Source organism: Alphaproteobacteria bacterium (assembly GCA_019746225.1).
GTDB lineage: Bacteria > Pseudomonadota > Alphaproteobacteria > Paracaedibacterales > VGCI01 > VGCI01.
In genome coordinates this window covers 1-20,071 of sequence record JAIESE010000017.1, presented here as the reverse complement: position 1 = coordinate 20,071, position 20,071 = coordinate 1, and the positions used below count along the sequence as shown (strand labels likewise).

Genomic DNA, 20,071 nt, shown 5'->3' with positions numbered 1-20,071 from the left:
AAAATATCTATTTGACAGATACACAAGTTGCAAATATTTATTTTATTTTCAATTCATTTTTAAAACCAAAACAGGAAATGTTCCATTACTCAGCTTGAATGTTTCCCACTTTTTCACCCTCACTTCTTCCCAACTTTTGAAGGAGAAGGATTTCTAGCGCATTCAAGCTTGGACTAGCCGCAACTTCTTCTACAAAATCTGCCCTTTCTTTTAGGTTTGGCAACTTGTGACATACAACATTCCAGCTGGGTGTAATCTTATCTATATAGGGGTAAGGCATACAAAGAAGGCTATGAACCAATCGTTGGTGATGGGCGTCCATACCTTGACCAACCCATTCCTGTTTTGCCAAGAAACCCTCAAGAATCTCCAATCGCTTATTTAATATTCTTGTGTTCTCTTCTGCGAGAATGGCAATGATTATACCAATTTTCTCTCTGAGGTTCATTTTCTCCCTAAAAAGAACATGAGCCTTATCTTTAAGTTTTTTACAATGGAATTGAAGAGTATTGGGCTTCAAAAGCAAGGCAGTACCAAGGACATCCTTGATATAGTCCATTGTCGCGAGGGATAAATGACCAGGCTGGACCATAGCGGGAAGCAGAAGGGCTTCAAAATGCTCTTCGGCCTCCTCACACCAGAACTGAATATCCTCTTTATGGTTTTCAAGAGCAACCAGGACGACGCGATAACGTTCTTCACTTTTCATACCAACTTCAACTTCAAAACCAAAATCATCCTTATAGGTTTGGTGAAGGAAAGGCACAACAACGGTGTTAACAAAAGTGCGTACTTGCCCAGGTGTCCAGTTGGGAAGATGCCTTTGAATGTCTCTTAGTTGAGATTCATCCATTCCCAGCAGTAGAGTTTTATAAATCTCAGGCATCTTTTTAAGTTCTTCCAGCCCTTTGCTTATCCAATCCCCAAGCCAAGTTAAAGCCCTCTCCTCATTCTTCTGATCAGAATAAAATGGGCGATTAGGGCTAAATCCAGCAAGGTGAAGCAATTCTTGAAACACTTCAAGGTGCCCTTTGGAATAGTTAAACAACTCTTTCATGATCTTATCGAGATAATAGGGGGACTCTTTTGGAAAAAGGGATGGCTTCAAATCCTTAATAAGCCTCATGCGCCCGCGAATCTCTTCTGAAGGGGTCGAAAGGACGATAGATGTGACACCCTCCCCGTCAAACTCTTTTCGCACCTCTATAATTATTTTCATCCGACTCATTATTTGGGGGGCTGGGATCGCCCAGGCAGCTCTCATGAGCTTTCTTTTGTCTTCATAGGGGAGTGTATGTTTCCGGTGACCACTTAATTCATCAATTTGAGGAAGAAGGTCACACCAAATAACTAATACCTGATCAAAAAAGTGATTTGATTTATCCAAAATAGTCATGTCTGAAAAACATGCATTTAATCTATCTCGTGTCACCTGAGAGTCTAATTTAAATATCTGGAGAGCTTTGTTATAATATTGGGTGAGGGAGAGTCTTGTGGCCTGAGGCGACTCAAGGTCATAACAGGCAGGGTCGACGGATTTGAGGCTTTGCCAATCTCGTTTTGCATACGCCACAAACTGCTTAGAAAAGATAGAAGAGTCACAACAGCTAACAAGATCTTCAAAAGCGGGATTGATGCTTTCCCATGTTTGAACAGAACCGGGCACCTCGCTTAGCACAAGTTTATTTCCGTCAGAACTATTGGCATCGCGGTCCATTCCTTCACAGGAATATGTTAAAATGAGGAAATGAAAAATGAGGATGAAAACATTAATAGCGAATAGTGAACTTTTAAGGTATTGTTTGTTTCCCAAATTCAGGAACCATATTTATAAATATATTAATAAGTTATGCTCTCATATCTTATTTTTTGAATCAATCCCCTATATATCATCGCTTTCAGTGAATGCTTGAATTCAGCTCTTCCTTACCTCTTAATCTCTCCACAGGTCAAAACCCGAAGAATTCTAACATAAAGTCAACCTCTTCTGGGGTGGAGGGTCGTCCCAAAAGAACGTTTCGATGGGGAAAGCGCCCGAAGCGCGCGATGATATCGCGATGTTTCACAGCGAATTCTACGGTTTGCTCATTGCCGGGAATTCTCGAAAAGAGGCGGATACCTTCCTCTTGTTCATCCAGGTTTTCACTATGCATGTAAGGCATATAGAGGAAATTGTATTGTTCCCCTTCGGTCAACTCCAGATCCAGTTCCTTTTCGACCGTATATTTTGCTATGTTGAGGGCCAAATCATCGGTCGCAAAAGCTTCTGCTTTATCCCGAAACATGTTGCGGGAGAATTGGTCAAGGACGATGACATAAGAGAGAGCTTGCCTGGCATCTTTAATCCCGTCGACTTTACCATCCTTAAATTTTGCAATGATCTCTTCATACTCTTTCAAAAATCGGTTTCGAATTTCTTCATCAAAACTGGGATCCTTGATAAACCAATTTGGCTGCACTTCGGGTGAAAACCAAAAGTCGAGAACGGAAACGTTTTGGGGCAAATCTTTATAAGACATTTGGGAGCTCCTGATTATGATCTATACCCTAATGGTATCATAAGGGGATGATTTAACAAGTAGGGATAAACTGGAGTTTAGTCTGCGTCAGTTTTGGCTAGATATAGATTCGGTATTGAATTTATTGTTACGTCATCGCGAGGAGTGAAACGACGTGGCGATCCATGTATTCAATATCCAATTCAACACATAATAAGTCAGAGAATCAAATACATGGATTGCCGCGTCGCTTACGCACTTAAGTGCGTTTCGCTCCTCGCAATGAAGTGATAGGTGGAAAAACCATACCTCAGGATCCCTTATTCCCAAAAATCTTTTCAACCTCTTCAGAAGGCACTTCCGTCCCCTCCCCTGGCTCTAATTCCCCTAAAGAAAAGGGGCCATAGGTGATGCGAATAAGGCGATTCACGCGAAGACCTAGGTGAGCCAAAACTTTGCGGATTTCGCGGTTCTTACCTTCATAAAGGGTCATAGTAATCCAGGTATTCATACGTGTATTTTCATCCGGGCCATCAATAACTTCAGCCTCGATACGACCATAAGTCACATCATCAACCGTAATACCATTCTCAAGGTCCTTCAAAGCTTGGTGATCCACTTCCCCAAACACACGAACGCGGTAGGTGCGCGCCCATCCTGTAGCGGGAAGCTCTGCATACCGAGACAACTCACCGTCGTTGGTCAACAGAAGCAATCCTTCTGAATTGAGATCCAGGCGTCCGACGGAAATCACGCGAGGCAAAAAGTCAGGAAGCGTTTCAAAAATGGTGGGACGCCCTTGGGGGTCAGAATGGGTGGTCAACAGGCCCGCTGGCTTGTGATACAGCCACACTCGAGCCGCCGGGGCTTGGGTGATAGGCTTTCCATCAACGCGAATGTCCATTTCGTCCGTCACGATAATGGCCGGGGTGTTGAGAATGACCCCATCAATGGTCACGCGACCGTCAAAGATCCAGCGTTCCGCGTCACGACGTGAACATAAACCTGCCCGGGCCATGCGCTTGGCGATTCGTTCTGGTGATTGTGGGGTCGTCATCGAGTTGCAGCCCGAATAAAACCTTCAAAGATTTTATGATCTGCTTCGCTAATATGAAATTCAGGATGCCATTGAACGCCTAAGCAAAAAGGGTGCTTTTGATCTTCAATCCCTTCAATAACGCCATCGGAGGCGATTGAATTAACGCACAAACCCTTCCCGAGGGTTTTTACGGCTTGATGGTGGGCACTATTGACAGGAATTTTTCCCTCAACCATGACTGAATTTACAAGAACGTGCAGTAAGGTATCCCCATAAATCTCAACATCGTGACCAGGCTCCGTGCGGGGATTGGGCTGTTCATGGGCTAAGCAATTTGGAACTTCATCAGGCACATGTTGAATGAGCGTACCTCCTAAAACAACATTCAATAGCTGCATACCGCCACAAATCCCTAATATGGGCTTTCCCTGGTTGTGGGCAAGTTGAAGCAGATGATATTCAAAGGCGGTACGCTCCAGCTTTGTTGTGACTTTTTCGTGCCGTTCATTCACCCCATAAAGGAGAGGATCGATATCAAAATCGCCCCCAGTGAAAACGAAACCATCGGCCAAGCGAACGTAATCTTCCGCCAATTCAGTATGATGAGAAACGGGAAACGGAATACCGCCTGCCCGTAATATTGCATCACAATAATTCTGCCGCAACGCATACCAGGGCATCTTAGAATATCCACCTGAAGATTCTGCATCTAATGTTACGGCAATCAGCGGCTTATTACTCATTACAACAGTCCTTTATATTTTGTTTTTTCAATAGGTTATTCACAGGAAATGTATCTGGGCTTGGTGGTTTTGGATAAGTTCGTGGGTATTCACTAGATTCCAACTGCTCAAGGGGCCCTTTCTTGCCACAGGCGCCAAGGAGCAAGCCAACGATCATCACCACAAAACATTGATACATTACGATTGTCCTTCTTCTAACTCTAACAAACATCCAAAAGTATCTTTTGGATGCATAAAAATGACAGACTCACCATGGGCTCCGGGTTTCGGCGGATTCAAAACACGCACCCCAGCGCCTTCCACAACTCGTTTTGAGGCGTGAATATCTTGTACCTCAAAACACAAATGATGCAAACCCCCTTGTGGGTTTTTCTCTAAGTATTTGGCGATAGGAGATGTTTCCCCCAGTGGCGTCAAAAGTTCAAGTTTTATATTGGAAAGCTCAACAAAAACCGATGTCACCCCATGCCCCGCCACGTCTTGAGGTTCAGATACTTTTGCACCCAAAACATCTCGGTAAAACGCAGCCGCCTTCTTTAAGTCAGGAACGGCAATGGCCACGTGATTTAATCGGTTGAGCATGATGAGCTATCCATAGTACACCCTAAACTTGTATTAAGTGTACTTCAGTCAGGGGCTTCTTGCCTAGCCGGGTGTTAACAGTCCGACGAATGATAACGCGCAAAGCTTCTGCGCGTGCTTCTTCATCTTTTTGGCTTTCATTTAAAACTTTACGAATGGCTTGGTTAATCTCTTCGGATACCTCATCCATTTCTTCCCCCGGTTCCGCCACACCAAGCATGGTGAGGTGAATGGGGCGTGCCGGCTTTCCCTTTTTATCTAAGGCAATCGTAACCACAATCGTGCCCTGAACTGATAAGCGATACCGGTCTCGTAAGGACAAGCTGGTCATGGGCACCAAGCGATTTCCATCCAAACCAAAACGACCTGTGGGAATCAGATCAATAATTTTGGGCAACCCATGGGCGAGATGAATCAAAGATCCATTTTCCGGGATCACAGCTTTTGGAATGCCACTCTCGAGTCCCAATGTTGCATGGGCTTGGAGATGGCGCGCCTCCCCGTGTACAGGAATTAAAATTTGCGGGCGAACCCACTCATACATTTGACGCAATTCATCGCGCGCAGGATGACCAGAGACGTGAATATCTTCTTCATGGGCCGTAATCACTTTGATGCCATTCAAAACGAGGCGATTTTGCAAGGCACTAATGCTGCGCTCATTCCCAGGAATCATACGCGAAGAAAAAATCACCGTATCTTCAGGATCGAGTTGAATGGCAGGGTGTTGGTCTGACGCAATGCGCGCCAACGCAGAGCGGGGTTCACCTTGCGAGCCCGTTGCAATCAGCAAAACCTTATTGCGGGGCAAATCTTTTGCTGTGTCTTCATTGAGAAATGCGGGGATATCCTTCAAATACCCATTCTGACGTGCGGCTTCTTCCATGCGAATGAGAGAACGTCCAACCAAAACCGGCTGACGACCGGTGGCACGAGCGGCCACGGCAGCGGTCTCCAAGCGGGCCACATTAGAGGCAAAACAAGCCACCACAACACGACCTTCTGGGTGCTTTCGAATCAAATCAGTCAGCTCATCCCGCACACCTTCTTCGGAACCAGAAGTTCCTTCCGTAAAAACGTTAGTCGAATCGCAAACCATGGCCAAAATGCCTTGGTCACCCAATTCGGACAAGCGTGTATGATCCGTCACCTCCCCAACAAGGGGATTCGTGTCGATTTTCCAATCGCCTGTGTGGAGGATTGTCCCTAAAGGTGTTGTAATCGCAAGAGCGTTAGGCTCTGGGATGGAGTGTGTTAGAGTAATAAATTCGACGGCGAACTTCCCAACCTGGACGGTTCCGGATAAAGGAACTTCGATGATTGGCACTTTCTTACCCCAAGGCTTGTCTTTCAATTTCTGGCGTAAAATACTAGCGGTAAAGGGGGTGCAATATACAGGGCACTGCAAAAGCGGCCAAAGATAAGGCACAGCCCCTACGTGGTCTTCATGGGCATGGGTAATGATGAGGGCCACAAGGGCATCTTTGCGTTCCACAATAAAAGCTGGGTCTGGCGTAATAACATCAACGCCGAGGCGATCCCCAAAGGTAATGCCGCAATCCACCATCAACCATTGGCCATCATGGCCATATAGGTTCAGGTTCATACCGATCTCACCAGATCCCCCAAGCGGGAGAAACCACAGATCGTTTTTTGTCGGTTTATATTTCACGTAAATTTTTTACCTAAGATTAAGTTGATATGTTGAGAGTTTAAAACCTCTACTCTTTAAATAAGCGGTTAGAGGCCTGATTACAAGTGATTATACGACCAAATCCTCCATAATGGCTTTAGGCTTGGTCAAATACAGTTCAAAAGTGAGCAGGCAACTTTCTGATGAGTTGAAGACGGTTCTTAGCTTGCAACTTGGCTTTCAAAACGGAGATATACCCCTCAACTGTTCTTGGGGAAATCCTGAGTTGCCTCGCAATTTCCTTGCTTGAGTACCCATTTACCAATAAGACCGCGCAATCATGCTGACGTGTTGAGAGCCTCTCTAAGGGATTCGAAGCGCAGGACGAATTTTCTGGACAGTAAAATGTATGTTCAGACAACTCATTCAATGAGTTCTCCATTTCATTGTAGAAATTCCCAACAAAATCTTCAAAAAGATCTTTCTTGTTTAGGTAAAAATTATTAATCTGCTTATTTCCGGGGGTTGTAGCAAAACCGAAAACATCAATATGGGTATCATATTGCTTGAGGATACTTAAGCCATGGGCCAGGTTGTGGTAATTCTCCGCAAACTCAAAAATCCCATTGGGATCAAAGGGGAGACTGTCCCACATATGATATCCAGATTCGTACAGGTTGGGATTTCTTTCAAAAAAGCCGTGTTGATATTGACCAAGTGAATAGTAATCGACTTGACTATCGAAGGCTTGATCGCTATTTGGGATAATCAGAAATTTTCGACGATCCGTGAATATTCTATCAAAATTGACGAATTTGAGATCAGCTTGACTGTTCATAGGAGCCAAAAGACGCTCAATAGTCTCATCGTAGTTGAAGTAGGGATATTTTGTAATATCAATCATTGCTTAAAAAACCTCTCGCATAATGCTCAAAAACAATCTCCAAGTATATGTAGTTATTTGATTTTAATTTACAAGATTAATGTATAAATTTTATATCAAAACAACCTAAAGTATTATTCGATGCAAAATGGATGTCCTATTTTTATTCCCAGTAACTGGTGGACTTTATATATATAAATACAACGATCGGCCTTAAAGAGCAATATGAAACCTTTAAACTTCATAAAAACCAAATGAATGGGGAGATATTCTCAAAAGAAGGGAAATAAGGAATTAAACTCCAGAAAATGATAAGCTGGGTAGATCAGCCCGGGGACCAGACTGGGCTGATCTACTCAACTCTATCAATGCTTCGAAACCTAATATAAGAAGCATCAAGCCATAGTTCATACACCCTCATATGGGGTCAATACGTCAAAACTACGCTAGTCTATAGATTATGAGATGAATTTAAAGTGGTGGGTGAAACAAACAACTAGCAAGAATGTTGCATCAGATTTCTACGGATACGAGGCAGTGAACAACCCCATTGTTATCCTTCAGCAAGAACGCCCCCTCATCGCTCAGCCCAAGGAACTCGCCACAGATGTCATTTTTTCCAAGGTTTACGGTCAAGTTTTCCCCAAGGCCATAGGCACGTTCCATCCAAGCTTCACGAATGGGGGTAAAGCCATCACGCTGCCAAATCTGATAGACACTTTTGATTTGATCAAGGAGCTGAGAAAACAAAATATCCCGACTTAAGTTTGTTTTGGTATGATTTTTTAAAGCTGTTACACGGTAAGCCGGATGTTCAGGGATCGAGATAAGATTTAGCCCTATACCAATCACACATGCTTCGGCCAGTTGTCCGCCTGCCGACTCTGTTTCAATTAAAATCCCAGCGACTTTTTCTTTTTGAAGAAGCAAATCATTGGGCCATTTGTAGGCTAATATTTCAGGATTGGTCAGATAAGGTAAAATTGCCTTGCCCACAGCTAAGGCAATCACAAAGGAAAGCTGACTTGCTGTTGTTAATAGGCACTTTGGACACAAAATTACTGAAAAATATAAATTACCAGGCTCAGAGACCCATTTTCTACCCCGACGCCCACGACCCGCTGTTTGAGATTCTGCCCGAACAACAGTTCCTTCGCTAGCCCCTTGGCTCAAAAGGGATTTGGCTTCATCATTGGTGCTTCCAATAACTGAGTAATCATAGAGGATGAATTCTTGCAACAGTGAGTCCCTAAAAATCAAACAAGGATGCAGCTGCATCATTGGCTAACTTTATGATAGGACTTGGAACGATAAATACCCAAATGAGACCCGCAACAGTTCCCAACAATACGAAGGTCATGGCTGGCTCCCTTCTATAACTGCGATAATGTTCTGCCCATCGATCTAGGTCCGGGTCATCCATCATAATCGCTTTCACAATCCAAAGATAATAAGCTGCCGCCACCACACTGGTCAAAACACCGATGATGGCGAGGATATAGAAGTTGGCAGCCACGGCTGCCTTAAAAATATACAGCTTCCCTAAAAACCCAGCCAGGGGCGGAATGCCTGCCATAGAAAAAAGCAAAAAGCTTAAGATGAACGCCGTCCCTGGGTAGAAACGGACCAGACCTTTCAAATCTTCAATGGTATCCGTTTCTTGACTGCGACGCGTAATATTGAGAAGGCATGCAAAAACACCCACAATCATAATCAAGTACAAGAAAATATAGAGAATGCTCGCTGTCACGCTTTCTTCCGTCCCCACAACAATGCCAATTAATGCATATCCCATATTTCCAATGGCACTATACGCCAAGAGGCGCTTGATATTGCGTTGGTTAAGGGCAGCAAAGGCCCCCAAAACCATAGAAGCAATTGCAATAACCGCAAGCATCATCTGCCATTGAGGTAAAATGCTGATAAAAGGGGAGATGAACACACGTGTGATCAGGGCAAATCCGGCAACTTTAGGCGCTGAAGCGAGAAAAGTAGTAATCGATGTGGGCGAGCCTTCATAAACATCAGGTGTCCACATATGAAAGGGAACGGCTGAAATCTTAAATATCAACCCTGCCATTAAGAAAACCAACCCAAACATCATAGGCAAAGGGAAACTTTTCATTCCTTTTAGCATGTCTGCGATCACATCAAAATTCGTCGTTCCTGTATACCCATATATCAAAGAACAACCATAAAGCAAAAGGCCCGTCGACAAAGCTCCTAGAACAAAATACTTCATACCCGCTTCTGAAGATTTTACATTATCGCGGCGCAGGGCTGTCAAGACATAGAGACTCAAACTTTGCAACTCTAGACCAATGAATAGGCTGATCAAGTCATTTGCTGAGATCATCACCATCATTCCTAAGACCGCAAGCAAAACCAAAATTGGATACTCATACTGCGCAATATCTTCCGAGGCTAGGGACTTGCGACTGACCATCAACACAATGAGAGCACTACCAAGTACAAGGGCTTTCATCAATATCGAAAAAGCATCACTCACAAATGCGCCTTGAAAAGCAACTTCACGTGCGGGATGTGTTGCACAAACAATGATGAATACAGCTGCCAACGCAATTTTTGAAATGAGCATAACCCGGTGGAAGGCATATTCTCCCCGAAACAGCCCAATAATCAGTAAAATAAAGGCTGATCCCAAAAGGACCAGTTCAGGGAAAATGAGGCTAAGATCTAATGTTTCAAAGGCAAGGTTCATGGTTTTTCCTAAACTTTAGTTAGTGTGATGCTTCATCCCTTTCCATCGTCATTGCGAGTCGTTAAGCCGCAGCTTTCGGCGAAGGCGAACGACAAAGCAACCCAGGGGCCAAAGACAAGTTATATACAGCATCATCTAATAAATACTTTGTTTCTACCTCATTCCTGTTGCCGTTGGATTGCCGCGCACCCCCTACCCCTTCGGGTCGTACGGGAGGCTCGCAATGACGCTGAAAAAATCTTGAATTTTTGTAATCTCCAAAGGCCTTTGCTGGGATCACCCCCAAAGAATCAATCCCGGTTTGAGACCTGTCAGCAAGAATGTCAGATGCATCCTCTTTCACTCCCTCACGAAGGGCAACGATTGTCTCATCCCTCACCCAGTTTTTGTGGTTTTCTATGAGCTCATTCACCGCTGGATTAATGATATTCAAAAATGGTTGGGGGTAAATTCCCAACCACAACACAAGGCCTGCCAGTGACCCCAAAATCGTGGCTTCTCTCAAATTGAGATCCAAAATCGCTTTTAAATCGGCATGTACTAATTTTCCAAAAATCACCCGGCGATAGAGCCACAAGGCATAAGTTGCCCCCAAAACCATCCCTGAGACTGCAAATGTTGCTACCCACGTATTCGTCTGGAAAGCGCCAAGGATGACCAAAAACTCTCCTACAAATCCACTTGTGCCCGGCAACCCAACAGCAGCAAAAGTAAAGATCATGAAAAACAATGCATACAAAGGCATGCGCGCAACCAACCCACCATAACGCTCAATATCCCGTGTGTGAAGGCGATCATAAATAATTCCCACACACAAAAACAAAGCAGAAGCCACAATGCCATGGCTCAGCATCTGCATCACAGCCCCACTCATTCCTTGGTTGGTGATGGTAAAGATCCCCAGGGTGACAAACCCCATATGAGCGACCGAAGAATAGGCAATGAGTTTCTTCATATCCGTTTGAACCAAAGCCACAAGAGAGGCATAGATGATCGCGATGATACTTAAAGTCATCATCATGGGTGTGAAATATATCGTCGCACCTGGGAATAAGGGAATAGAAAAACGTAAAAATCCATAGGCCCCCATTTTCAGAAGGATCCCCGCCAAAATAACTGACCCAGCCGTTGGTGCCTCCACATGCGCATCCGGCAGCCACGTATGAACAGGCCACATGGGAACCTTAACAGCGAAGGATGCAAAAAACGCCAACCACAACCATTTCTGGGTCAACAAGGGGAAATTGAAATCTAACAAAACGGGGAGATCTGTGCTTCCCGTTATGAAGTAAATGGAAAGAATCGCAACCAGCATCAAGATGGATCCCAAAAAGGTATAAAGGAAAAACTTGAAACAAGAGTAAATCCGACGCTCTCCTCCCCAAATGCCAATGATGAGGAACATAGGGATTAAAACGCCTTCAAAAAACACATAGAATAATATCAGGTCGAGAGCGCTAAACATCCCGATCAAAAAGGTTTCTAATAACAAAAAAGCCATCATATATTCTCGAACGCGAACCTGAACAGACTCCCAGCTCGACAAGATGCATAAGGGCGTTAAAAATGTGGTGAGCAGGATAAAGAATAGGGAAATTCCATCAATCCCTAAATGATAGCGGATGCCCAAGTCCCTAACCCAACGCGTATTTTCAACAAATTGATAGGAGAGATGGTCAACCTCAAAGTTAAACCAAAGGACAAGAGAGAGTGCAAAAGTCAAAAAGGAGATCCATAAAGCCACATTGCGCGCATTACTCGCGATGGTCGCCTCCTCCCCTTTCATCACCAATATAAAGAAACTACCGACCAAAGGGAGAAAAGTTATTACAGATAAGAGAGGCAAATCAGACATCGGTTAAAATCCTTTTGCAACGATAAGCCATGTCGTGAGAGCCACAAGACCCGCTAACATCGCAAAGGCGTAATGATATACATAACCGGTTTGAAGCCGGCCAGCAAGATTCGCAACCCCAAGAGATACCTTCGTTACACCATCTGGACCAAAACCATCTATCACGACACCATCCCCTTTCTTCCAGAACAATTGCCCCACCGACAATGCTCGAGATACAAAAAGCCAGTCGTACAGTTCATCCACGAAGCCCTTGTTGAGAGAAAAGGAATACAGGCGTTGCCATCTCGCAGCCAGTCGATTAGGAAGATCCTGATCTGAATAATAGAACCGATAAGCTAAAGAAATACCCAAAATCGCACACAAGAGAGGAAGGAAAAAGACCCCGTAAGGGATAGGATCATGAGGTTGAGCGGCAACAAAGGCGATGGATTTTCCCCAGAACGCCGAATTCAAAAACAAGTTTTGCCCAAAATAACCGGATAAAATGGCACCAAGGGCTAATAAATATAAAGGAATTTTCATGGATATGGGAGCTTCATGGACATGTGCCATCACCCGATCATCCGCCCGCGGAGTTCCGTGAAAAGTCAACAGAAGGAGGCGCCAAGAATAGAAGGCCGTGAGAATTGCAACAACTAAACCAACACCAAATGAAAAATAACCGATCGCACTCCCTTGAAGATAAGCCGCTTCCAAAATAGCATCCTTTGAATAATAACCCGCAAAGAAAGGAACCCCTGCCAAAGCCAAACTGCCTACCCACATCATGGTATAGGTTATAGGAATCATCGCTCGAATTCCCCCCATGCGACGTATATCCTGTTCATCAGACATGGCATGGATCACCGCCCCTGCGCCTAAGAACAGCAATGCTTTAAAAAATGCATGGGTAAATAAATGGAACATAGCCGCCCCATACGCCGAAACACCTGCTGCAAAAAACATATACCCAAGTTGACTGCAAGTTGAATACGCAATGATTCGTTTGATATCGTTTTGCGTCACTGCAATTAAAGCCGAAAATAGGGCCGTTACAGCACCCACGATGCAGATCATATTTCTTGCATAAGGCGCTAATTCAAATAAGGGAGACATTCTCACGACCAAAAATACACCTGCGGTTACCATGGTTGCAGCGTGGATCAATGCCGAAACGGGTGTTGGGCCTTCCATGGCATCTGGTAACCATGTATGTAGCCCGAGCTGAGCCGACTTTCCCATAGCGCCTATAAACAATAAGATGCCAACAAAATTGAGAACGTCAACCTCACGTCCAAGATAAGAGAGGACCGGTCGGTCTGCTGAACTGTTTGAATAGACCGAAAGACTTTGAAACAAAACATCATAATCAACGGTATGAAATACCATAAATATGGCACAAATCCCAAGCGCCAAGCCCATATCCCCGACTCGATTCACGATGAAAGCTTTCATCGCTGCCGCATTGGCTGACGGTTTTTCATACCAAAAGCCGATGAGAAGATAGGAGGCGAGCCCCACCCCTTCCCACCCAAAGAAAAGTTGAAGCAAATTGGGTGCCGTTACTAAGGAAAGCATTGCGAAAGTAAAGAAACTTAAATAAGCCATAAATCGAGGGATCGAGTGGTCGTGACTCATATAGCCAATGGAATAGACATGGACGAGGAAAGAGACGATGGAAACAATCATCATCATGGTAACACTTAAAGCATCGAGTTTTATCCCCCAATGTGCCTGAAATGTTCCAACCTCAATCCAGGGAATCAACAAGGTTGATGCCTCTTGATGATCAAGGCCGACTTTATAAAACAAAAACACCGATGCAAGGCAGCATACCCCCATAAAAGCACAAGTTACCGTAAAGGCAAACCGGTCGCCAAACTGGCCACCATCCTGTAAAATGCCTCGGGTATTCATACTCCCAAACCCAGCTATTAAAAAGCCTAATAAGGGTGCAAAGATCGCAAGTTCAGCAAGGTGAAACAGATCCATTCCTTCCTCAATCGGGGAGCAATCCCCATACTTTCGTGTTGATGCTTCTGATGGAACTAACCTTAACACGAGATTCCTGCCGCCGCCAATGGGGAGAAAGCATGTGAATTCAGATTTTCACTGCAATCCTGGCAAGAGTCAGCAAAATGTTAATTTTTCAAAAACATAATAAACAACTAAAGCATCCCATCAATTTTTATTGTAATCGTCCAGACACTCTTCTATAGTCTCAGATACAAACATTTCCAAAAATTTATAAAATACTAGCCCGGACTTCTATAAAGCAGAAGAACTCCATTTCTTGAAAGGGAAACACAATGTTGCTAAAGAAATTATTCTCTACAGTGTTAAGTTTGTGCTTTCTCTTACAATCCCTATCCCCTTGCTTTGCCATGCAATTGGACACCGTAGAAAATATAGACGCCCGAAGAGAAACATTGCGTCGTTTTTCATCAGCACCAGCCAAAAGAACGTTTCGTCCTCAAATGGGTCGAACAGCGTCTGGAATTCTACACTATGATCAAGATCTTATCCATCTAGCCCGTCGAACAGATAGTCAAAATAAAGAAAAGGGATATTGGGGAAATTATGGGGGATCCAGCGATGAACAACGCGGGGATGAACCAACCCTCGCCCATACGGCATCTTTTGAATCTGACGAAGAGTCAAATCACTTGTATTGCCACCATCCCCTTCTCCTACAAGATCAACCTTTTATTGATACTTACACTGGATCACTCTTGCACAGATTGTACTGGCAACAAGTCCAACGCTTAGATGAAAAAGTCTTTCTGGATAGGTTACAAAATGCCCCTCCCACCGGTCGCGAAGTGACGGATGTGATATGGGTTAAGGCCAGCCTTCTGTTAGAGGCCGTTCAGTCGGGGAATCCAATGATCACGGTTCAGGAGGACAAAACCATTGAAGTCTACCCCGAACTATTTACAACGCTTTCAACGCCTGCTGGAATCATATTTCTAGAAAGCCTGCAGGTGAATAAAAAAATTAATCGGTTTTCTCGAAAAGTTCGCCCTTTTATTAATCGTCTCTACCTTGTTGGATCGGGACATGCCAATAATTCTCACTTGGCGCCTATGCCCTCAAACAATTGGCCAGAAGTCGTCGTGGACCCTGGTGCTTTGCCTAAGCTCCAAGCCTTAGCCCAAGAGAATATGAGAAAATCGCCGATCCCGATTCGACCCGTTCAATTAGAAGATGAATCAAAGCAGAGTTTTGAGGCTAGATGTCAGGAATACAAGGATAGATGGATTTACTTTTGGCAAAACAAAGATTCTTATGATCAATTTCAAGAGAACAACCATGAAGCAGTTTCTTTCGACACCCCTGAAGATTCTTTAATTTTCTCAAAAGCAGTTTCCGCACATTTGGGTGCCCTTATTGACCTCAAACAAAAGTTTTCCAATAACTCAACGCCTGAAGTGACCAATGAAGGCATGGTTTCTTTTAGTAATATGTTCCTAAAGATCAATTTGGGACCCGATTACAAAACACCAGAAGACTTTGTCGAATGTCTAGACCCCCAAGATGCAGCTGATACACGAAATGTCGGCACGTTCTTCGATCTCTATTATGGGCAAGATGGCAAGTCGGATGGAAAAAGAGACGTAACAGCTTTGGCCTCTGATCGAGCCGTTGTAAAATCTATTTTGAAATGGGAACGCTCCCAACCCTCTTGGCAAACCTTTTACCATGCCACCACCCAAGATTTGCACAGCATCTTCCAAACTTTCACAAGCTTGCGACAATTCATGCGTGCTTCTTTTCTCGAGGGTCCGGCAGCTCTCAGAGGCACCGACATCTACTTCAAAGGTGTCAAAACCATGGCCGATGTCATTCGAATGTTTGGTTATCAAGACTATGATCGGCAACAGGCCCACCAAAATCCTAGGCAAAATTTAATTTTATGTGCGAACTTCTTCCTTCTTGCAGGTTTCAAAAACACACTAACAACTTCCTCTTCACTAGAATACCTTATGAATAACCATTGTGTTAAACCACCCGAGTTGAGCTTTGCAATTCAGGAAGCCCTTGCTCTTTGTGGCTTTGGGAATCCAACCAATATCTATTTCGAATCCCTCTTTCAACAATTTATTGCAAATGCTCACAAGGATCATCCGAACAGCGTGATGCTTGCTCTCCAGGTGAATCCTGAGATTTTTGCTACACACACCTATCCCGCTTATGGGGGTGGGAGCCCCTATACACGTGAAGGCAAGCATTCTGAAACAGAAACGACCCTCACCACGCAGGATGTGTGTGACAACGTAAAGGCAGAACATGATCGTCAAAATGTCTCTCCCGAACACTTTGACCAGGCAAAAGACCAAAAGAGAAATTTAGTCCCAGAGGTGCGCATTCTGCTTCATCCTGATATTATGTTCGATCCAAAAAATGTTCGTGTCAAAGCGTTTAATCGTTTTGCCTGGAAAGAAGGATTGGAACAAAAGTACAAACGACAAATGCACTTGGTTTCCCTTGCCATGGTGGCGGAATGGTTATCGGAAGGAAACTCGGTCATGGTAGGGTGTTTTCAAGATTACCCCGTTGCCAAACGGCTCCATCAACTCATTTACAGAGGTGTTACGGGACATGAACTCGCTGAGAAAGCATCCGCAGAAGGCTTATTGCACCTGGTTCGCCATGGACATGTTGCAGCCGTTAAAGAATACTTAGACATTGATCCTGAAATTTTTGTTGAATCAGAACATCTTAAAGAAACATTTCTGTTTGCTGCTCTGAAAAGCAATTGTCCTGACATGCTCCGTTTCTTATTTGAAGATCTCAAAGAGCGACTTGAACTCAAGCTTACGCGTGATGAGTTATCCAAATGGGCACGGATTTGTTTAGATTCTCGGTGGCTCGAATCCTATAACTTTATCATCGGTTATATAAAAAATAAACAGTTAGGCTTTAACGATAAGTCTGTGTTTACAATACATCGATTGCAACAACCAAAAGATATATTTTCTAGTTTAAGCGACAGAACAGATCCCACAGTTAAAATCGCCCAGTTGGTCAATCTTTTCAAAATCGCTCCTCAGCCTGAAGGTCTTAAGGAGTATGTTCGAGCGCAGATATTTTCAACAAAGTTAATCCAAATTGCCGGCTGGCTTTTTACGGAAATTTTCTTTCCGAAAGGTTGGTTTACGCCTCGAGAAATTTTAAATTATCTTCATGGGATTTTGGTGGTGCAAGATTCAACGAGCCATTGTTTACCTCATCAACTCCTATTTCTTCAGATCTTAAAATGTAAAGAAGGAGAAGAACCCCTTTTACAAGTCAGTGATTCGGGGAGCCCCTATCTCTTTGACCTCATTGACTGGAAAAATCGCCTCTGTCGAGATCTGGTGGACTACTTGAAGACGCAAACGAAGATATTTCAAGTCCGAAATAGCAAGGGTTTAAGACTTCTTGGCGCCTTTCAACAAGGATATTTAGAGGGGCGTTCGGCGACGGCTTTAAGTGAGGTCACCACCCTTTGTTTGGAAAATGGATTCTCCATCAAAGAAGATTCCTACCCACCCTACCTTGACCTATTTGGCAAAAACCCAAGAGATATCTCCAAGTATTGGCAAGTTAAAGATCCCATGAGTCATTCAGAAAATCGTCAATGGACGATGAAACTCGCCTCCCTGCAGCCCGGTCAAGACCTCAACGAGCTTAGAATGACATGCCCCGATGCGCGTCTTTTGGATCTATGTGACCACAAAATAAAAAAATTGCAGTTAATGAGAATCTTTGATGGGAAGATCGAAAGCCATCGCTCAAAAATGTATGCTTGGCGCCAGGAATTACTTCAGGCTCTTCGCGCAGAAAATGGTCAAAACGACGAGAACGAGACGAATGAAAGCAGATCTGCCTTTGATATCTTTTCCAAAATGTGGGGTCGTACAACATCGGAAGATGGTTTGAATAACCAATTTCAAATGCTGGGTGCCGTTGCCCAAATTCACAAACAATTTCCTCGAGAAAATGAAAACTCTTTCTTTCAGGGAAATAAGAAAAGGAGAACCGTTTTGATGCTTCTTTCAGATATCCCTAAAGGCATGACAACACAATACGTAAAGACCCCGAGTGAATATTGGACAGCCGAATTAGATGAGTCTCTTGAAGAATTTCCTCAGTTTGCTGAAGTCAAAACATGTCTTGCAGCCCATGAAAGGAAATGGACGGAAGACAAAGAGGAATGGTTAAGGAGATTTAGAACTTTTTCTTTAACAGAGGCAAATCCAGAGATCTATGCCCATATGGCCATTATGCCCCCCCTTCATAAAGAGGAAGAAAAAGAGGTTATGGCATTTATAAATAAATACCTCCAAATTTTTGGAGGACATGTACAATATGCGGACATCACGGGTGGGGTGTCCAGTTATGTACAATTCCTTGAAAAGAATTGGTGCGCTATGGTAGCAACTGTATTCACTAAAATTACTTGTCCCGATTTGGCCCTCATTAATGAACTCTTAAACGCCCCCCACAATTCAAAGGCATTGCGAAGCTCGCTTAATTTATTTTTAACGAAACCCTGTACCGCATTTGTACCGCAGATCTTGAAAAGACTTTACCCAGGCGGCGCCAGTGAATTTGCCGAAGAAACGGACTTTTGCGAAAAGGACGGTGACTCCTACTTTTACTTTAGACATCCCTTCACGTTCGCCCTTCATGCCGAGAATCCTGTTGACATGGTTCTTCAAATGCAGGCCTTTCTCGACCCTAAAGACGCCCCTAAGCTTCTTTATGGATTTGAAACCGCCCAATTCATTTCCCTCATAAAAACGAAGCCTACAAAAGATCTTCGCCTATTGACTCACTTAGTACCATGGTTGTTTCTATGGCAACACAATGATGAAGATTTTTTCTTGGCTTCGATTCAATTCTTACCCAAACCTGCTTTGAGCATTTTGGTTACACAAAACTTAAAACACCTCAGAAAAACAGAATGGAAAAGTCGAGGCCTGCCCTACTTTGTGCATCTCATGATGAGTGGTGAAAACGCCTCTATTATAGAAGAAGCTGTATCGGCTGATCCAGACCTCTTGACTATTGAATCTGAAGATGGGTTAACCATGGAAGATTTTCTCAACTTTTATGCAGCCCCGCCTGTCGTGAAGGTTATTCGGAAATTTCAAGGAGATAAGTAGAATGAGACAACTTGATTAGGAGGGCTTAGCTTTAAGCCCCATCTTTCGACGAAAATAGCGTAAGCGACGTTTAAAGATTTGCGGTTTCTTTTCGTCCACCCCGCCGCGTTTATAGGCCCAAATCACGGCCGGGGGGAAATTCCATAACACATGACCGAGGCGCTTTTTGTGAAGCCCCAACTTCCTGCTGGACAGGGGAGAAATAGGCCCATAGGTGAATTGCAGCATGCGACCCCCTTCCGCCAACACGGCAAAACAGGCATCCGCAATCCCAGCTTGAAGGGTGGCGGACAAATTCACCAAAGGAATGCCAGAGATGACGGTGCTCACCTTTCCAATGATATGAGGGGGGAGAATCTCAAGCAACTTACTTGCATCGCCATTAATGACGGTCACTTGGGAAAAATGGAGGCTCAAATACTCACAAAGTTCCGCATCCATTTCAACCACAAAAAGTTGGGCTGGATTGATCCCATTGTTCAACAAAGATCTCGTAAATCGACCTGTACCTGCCCCTATTTCCACAACGTAACTATCAGGCGTTGCTTCAACATGTCGACAAATAAAATTGGATAAAGCAAGGGAGCTTGGTGCCAAGGCTCCTAGAGCCTTCGGATTTTTCAACAGGCGTCTGAAGAATAGCAAATTCTCATCTCTTTTGGCTTGAGCGGTATACAGCATTATTCTTGAAACTGCCAGACAAAACCGGGTGGCAAATTGAACCAAGTCGCACCGACTCGATTTTGTTTTAAACCACTCCAGAAGGTTAAAGGAGATTTAGGATTATAAGTGACATGAACGATTTTTGCGTTTGGCCTTAACACGGAAAAAGCAGCCTTCATCAAGGACTTGCGCAAGGTTTCATCAAGATACATCAAGGGAATTGCGGAAACCACAACGCCGACTTTCTCCTTTATTTCAGGTGCAATCAATGTCGCCAAATGATTCGCATCACCTTCAATGACCTTGATACCTGGAAT

15 protein-coding genes are annotated in these 20,071 nt (G+C 44.0%); 1 reads left to right on the top strand and 14 read right to left on the bottom strand.

Features of this window, described 5'->3' with window-relative positions; all coding sequences use genetic code 11:
* Positions 1-85 precede the first annotated feature (85 nt).
* From K2Y18_03355 to nuoL, 12 genes are all read right to left on the bottom strand, one after another.
* On the bottom strand, positions 86-1,717 hold the full coding sequence (locus K2Y18_03355; GenBank protein MBX9804776.1) for a hypothetical protein: 1,632 nt from the start codon (positions 1,715-1,717) through the stop codon (positions 86-88).
* Between the two features lie 232 nt (positions 1,718-1,949).
* Entirely contained in the window at positions 1,950-2,519 is a 570-nt protein-coding gene (locus K2Y18_03350; GenBank protein MBX9804775.1) for a DUF924 domain-containing protein, read from the bottom strand.
* Positions 2,520-2,808: 289 nt separating this feature from the next.
* A complete protein-coding gene (locus tag K2Y18_03345) occupies positions 2,809-3,555 on the bottom strand; it encodes an rRNA pseudouridine synthase (protein MBX9804774.1) in 747 nt (248 codons plus the stop codon).
* Complete coding sequence (locus K2Y18_03340; GenBank protein ID MBX9804773.1) at positions 3,552-4,280, bottom strand: gamma-glutamyl-gamma-aminobutyrate hydrolase family protein; 729 nt, start codon at positions 4,278-4,280, stop codon at positions 3,552-3,554. The genes K2Y18_03345 and K2Y18_03340 overlap by 4 nt, the downstream gene beginning before the upstream one ends.
* Positions 4,273-4,458, bottom strand: coding sequence for a hypothetical protein (locus tag K2Y18_03335; protein MBX9804772.1), 186 nt, complete (start codon positions 4,456-4,458; stop codon positions 4,273-4,275). The genes K2Y18_03340 and K2Y18_03335 overlap by 8 nt, the downstream gene beginning before the upstream one ends.
* The gene (gene mce, locus K2Y18_03330) at positions 4,458-4,862 is read right to left on the bottom strand and encodes a methylmalonyl-CoA epimerase (GenBank protein MBX9804771.1); all 405 of its coding nucleotides are present in this window, start codon (positions 4,860-4,862) and stop codon (positions 4,458-4,460) included. The genes K2Y18_03335 and mce overlap by 1 nt, the downstream gene beginning before the upstream one ends.
* Positions 4,863-4,884: 22 nt before the next feature.
* Complete coding sequence (locus K2Y18_03325; GenBank protein MBX9804770.1) at positions 4,885-6,468, bottom strand: ribonuclease J; 1,584 nt, start codon at positions 6,466-6,468, stop codon at positions 4,885-4,887.
* Between the two features lie 205 nt (positions 6,469-6,673).
* Entirely contained in the window at positions 6,674-7,399 is a 726-nt protein-coding gene (locus tag K2Y18_03320; GenBank protein MBX9804769.1) for a LuxR C-terminal-related transcriptional regulator, read from the bottom strand.
* Between the two features lie 492 nt (positions 7,400-7,891).
* Positions 7,892-8,617, bottom strand: a complete 726-nt coding sequence (locus tag K2Y18_03315; GenBank protein ID MBX9804768.1) for a biotin--[acetyl-CoA-carboxylase] ligase — start codon at positions 8,615-8,617, stop codon at positions 7,892-7,894.
* A 10-nt stretch (positions 8,618-8,627) separates the two neighbouring features.
* Complete coding sequence (gene nuoN / locus K2Y18_03310; protein ID MBX9804767.1) at positions 8,628-10,100, bottom strand: NADH-quinone oxidoreductase subunit NuoN; 1,473 nt, start codon at positions 10,098-10,100, stop codon at positions 8,628-8,630.
* Positions 10,101-10,161: 61 nt separating this feature from the next.
* Complete coding sequence (locus K2Y18_03305; protein ID MBX9804766.1) at positions 10,162-11,955, bottom strand: NADH-quinone oxidoreductase subunit M; 1,794 nt, start codon at positions 11,953-11,955, stop codon at positions 10,162-10,164.
* 3 nt (positions 11,956-11,958) lie between these two features.
* Positions 11,959-13,929, bottom strand: a complete 1,971-nt coding sequence (gene nuoL / locus K2Y18_03300; protein MBX9804765.1) for an NADH-quinone oxidoreductase subunit L — start codon at positions 13,927-13,929, stop codon at positions 11,959-11,961.
* A 317-nt stretch (positions 13,930-14,246) separates the two neighbouring features.
* On the opposite strand from nuoL, the gene K2Y18_03295 reads away from it, so the two are divergent.
* The gene (locus K2Y18_03295; protein MBX9804764.1) at positions 14,247-19,091 is read left to right on the top strand and encodes a hypothetical protein; all 4,845 of its coding nucleotides are present in this window, start codon (positions 14,247-14,249) and stop codon (positions 19,089-19,091) included.
* Between the two features lie 15 nt (positions 19,092-19,106).
* Here the strand turns inward: K2Y18_03295 and K2Y18_03290 are convergent, their stop codons facing one another.
* Complete coding sequence (locus K2Y18_03290; protein MBX9804763.1) at positions 19,107-19,772, bottom strand: phospholipid methyltransferase; 666 nt, start codon at positions 19,770-19,772, stop codon at positions 19,107-19,109.
* Positions 19,772-20,071, bottom strand: a 300-nt coding sequence (locus K2Y18_03285) for a hypothetical protein (protein MBX9804762.1), incomplete at its 5' end; no start/stop codon positions are given. The genes K2Y18_03290 and K2Y18_03285, both read right to left, overlap by 1 nt.

What these genes read in the sequence shown, in the direction of transcription:
- K2Y18_03355 (MBX9804776.1), bottom strand. Translation starts at nt 1,717, where the DNA reads ATGGACCGCGATGCCAATAGTTCTGACGGAAATAAACTTGTGCTAAGC.
- K2Y18_03350 (MBX9804775.1), bottom strand. Translation starts at nt 2,519, where the DNA reads ATGTCTTATAAAGATTTGCCCCAAAACGTTTCCGTTCTCGACTTTTGG.
- K2Y18_03345 (MBX9804774.1), bottom strand. Translation starts at nt 3,555, where the DNA reads ATGACGACCCCACAATCACCAGAACGAATCGCCAAGCGCATGGCCCGG.
- K2Y18_03340 (MBX9804773.1), bottom strand. Translation starts at nt 4,280, where the DNA reads ATGAGTAATAAGCCGCTGATTGCCGTAACATTAGATGCAGAATCTTCA.
- K2Y18_03335 (MBX9804772.1), bottom strand. Translation starts at nt 4,458, where the DNA reads ATGTATCAATGTTTTGTGGTGATGATCGTTGGCTTGCTCCTTGGCGCC.
- mce (MBX9804771.1), bottom strand. Translation starts at nt 4,862, where the DNA reads ATGCTCAACCGATTAAATCACGTGGCCATTGCCGTTCCTGACTTAAAG.
- K2Y18_03325 (MBX9804770.1), bottom strand. Translation starts at nt 6,468, where the DNA reads ATGAACCTGAACCTATATGGCCATGATGGCCAATGGTTGATGGTGGAT.
- K2Y18_03320 (MBX9804769.1), bottom strand. Translation starts at nt 7,399, where the DNA reads ATGATTGATATTACAAAATATCCCTACTTCAACTACGATGAGACTATT.
- nuoN (MBX9804767.1), bottom strand. Translation starts at nt 10,100, where the DNA reads ATGAACCTTGCCTTTGAAACATTAGATCTTAGCCTCATTTTCCCTGAA.
- K2Y18_03305 (MBX9804766.1), bottom strand. Translation starts at nt 11,955, where the DNA reads ATGTCTGATTTGCCTCTCTTATCTGTAATAACTTTTCTCCCTTTGGTC.
- nuoL (MBX9804765.1), bottom strand. Translation starts at nt 13,929, where the DNA reads ATGGATCTGTTTCACCTTGCTGAACTTGCGATCTTTGCACCCTTATTA.
- K2Y18_03295 (MBX9804764.1), top strand. Translation starts at nt 14,247, where the DNA reads ATGTTGCTAAAGAAATTATTCTCTACAGTGTTAAGTTTGTGCTTTCTC.
- K2Y18_03290 (MBX9804763.1), bottom strand. Translation starts at nt 19,772, where the DNA reads ATGCTGTATACCGCTCAAGCCAAAAGAGATGAGAATTTGCTATTCTTC.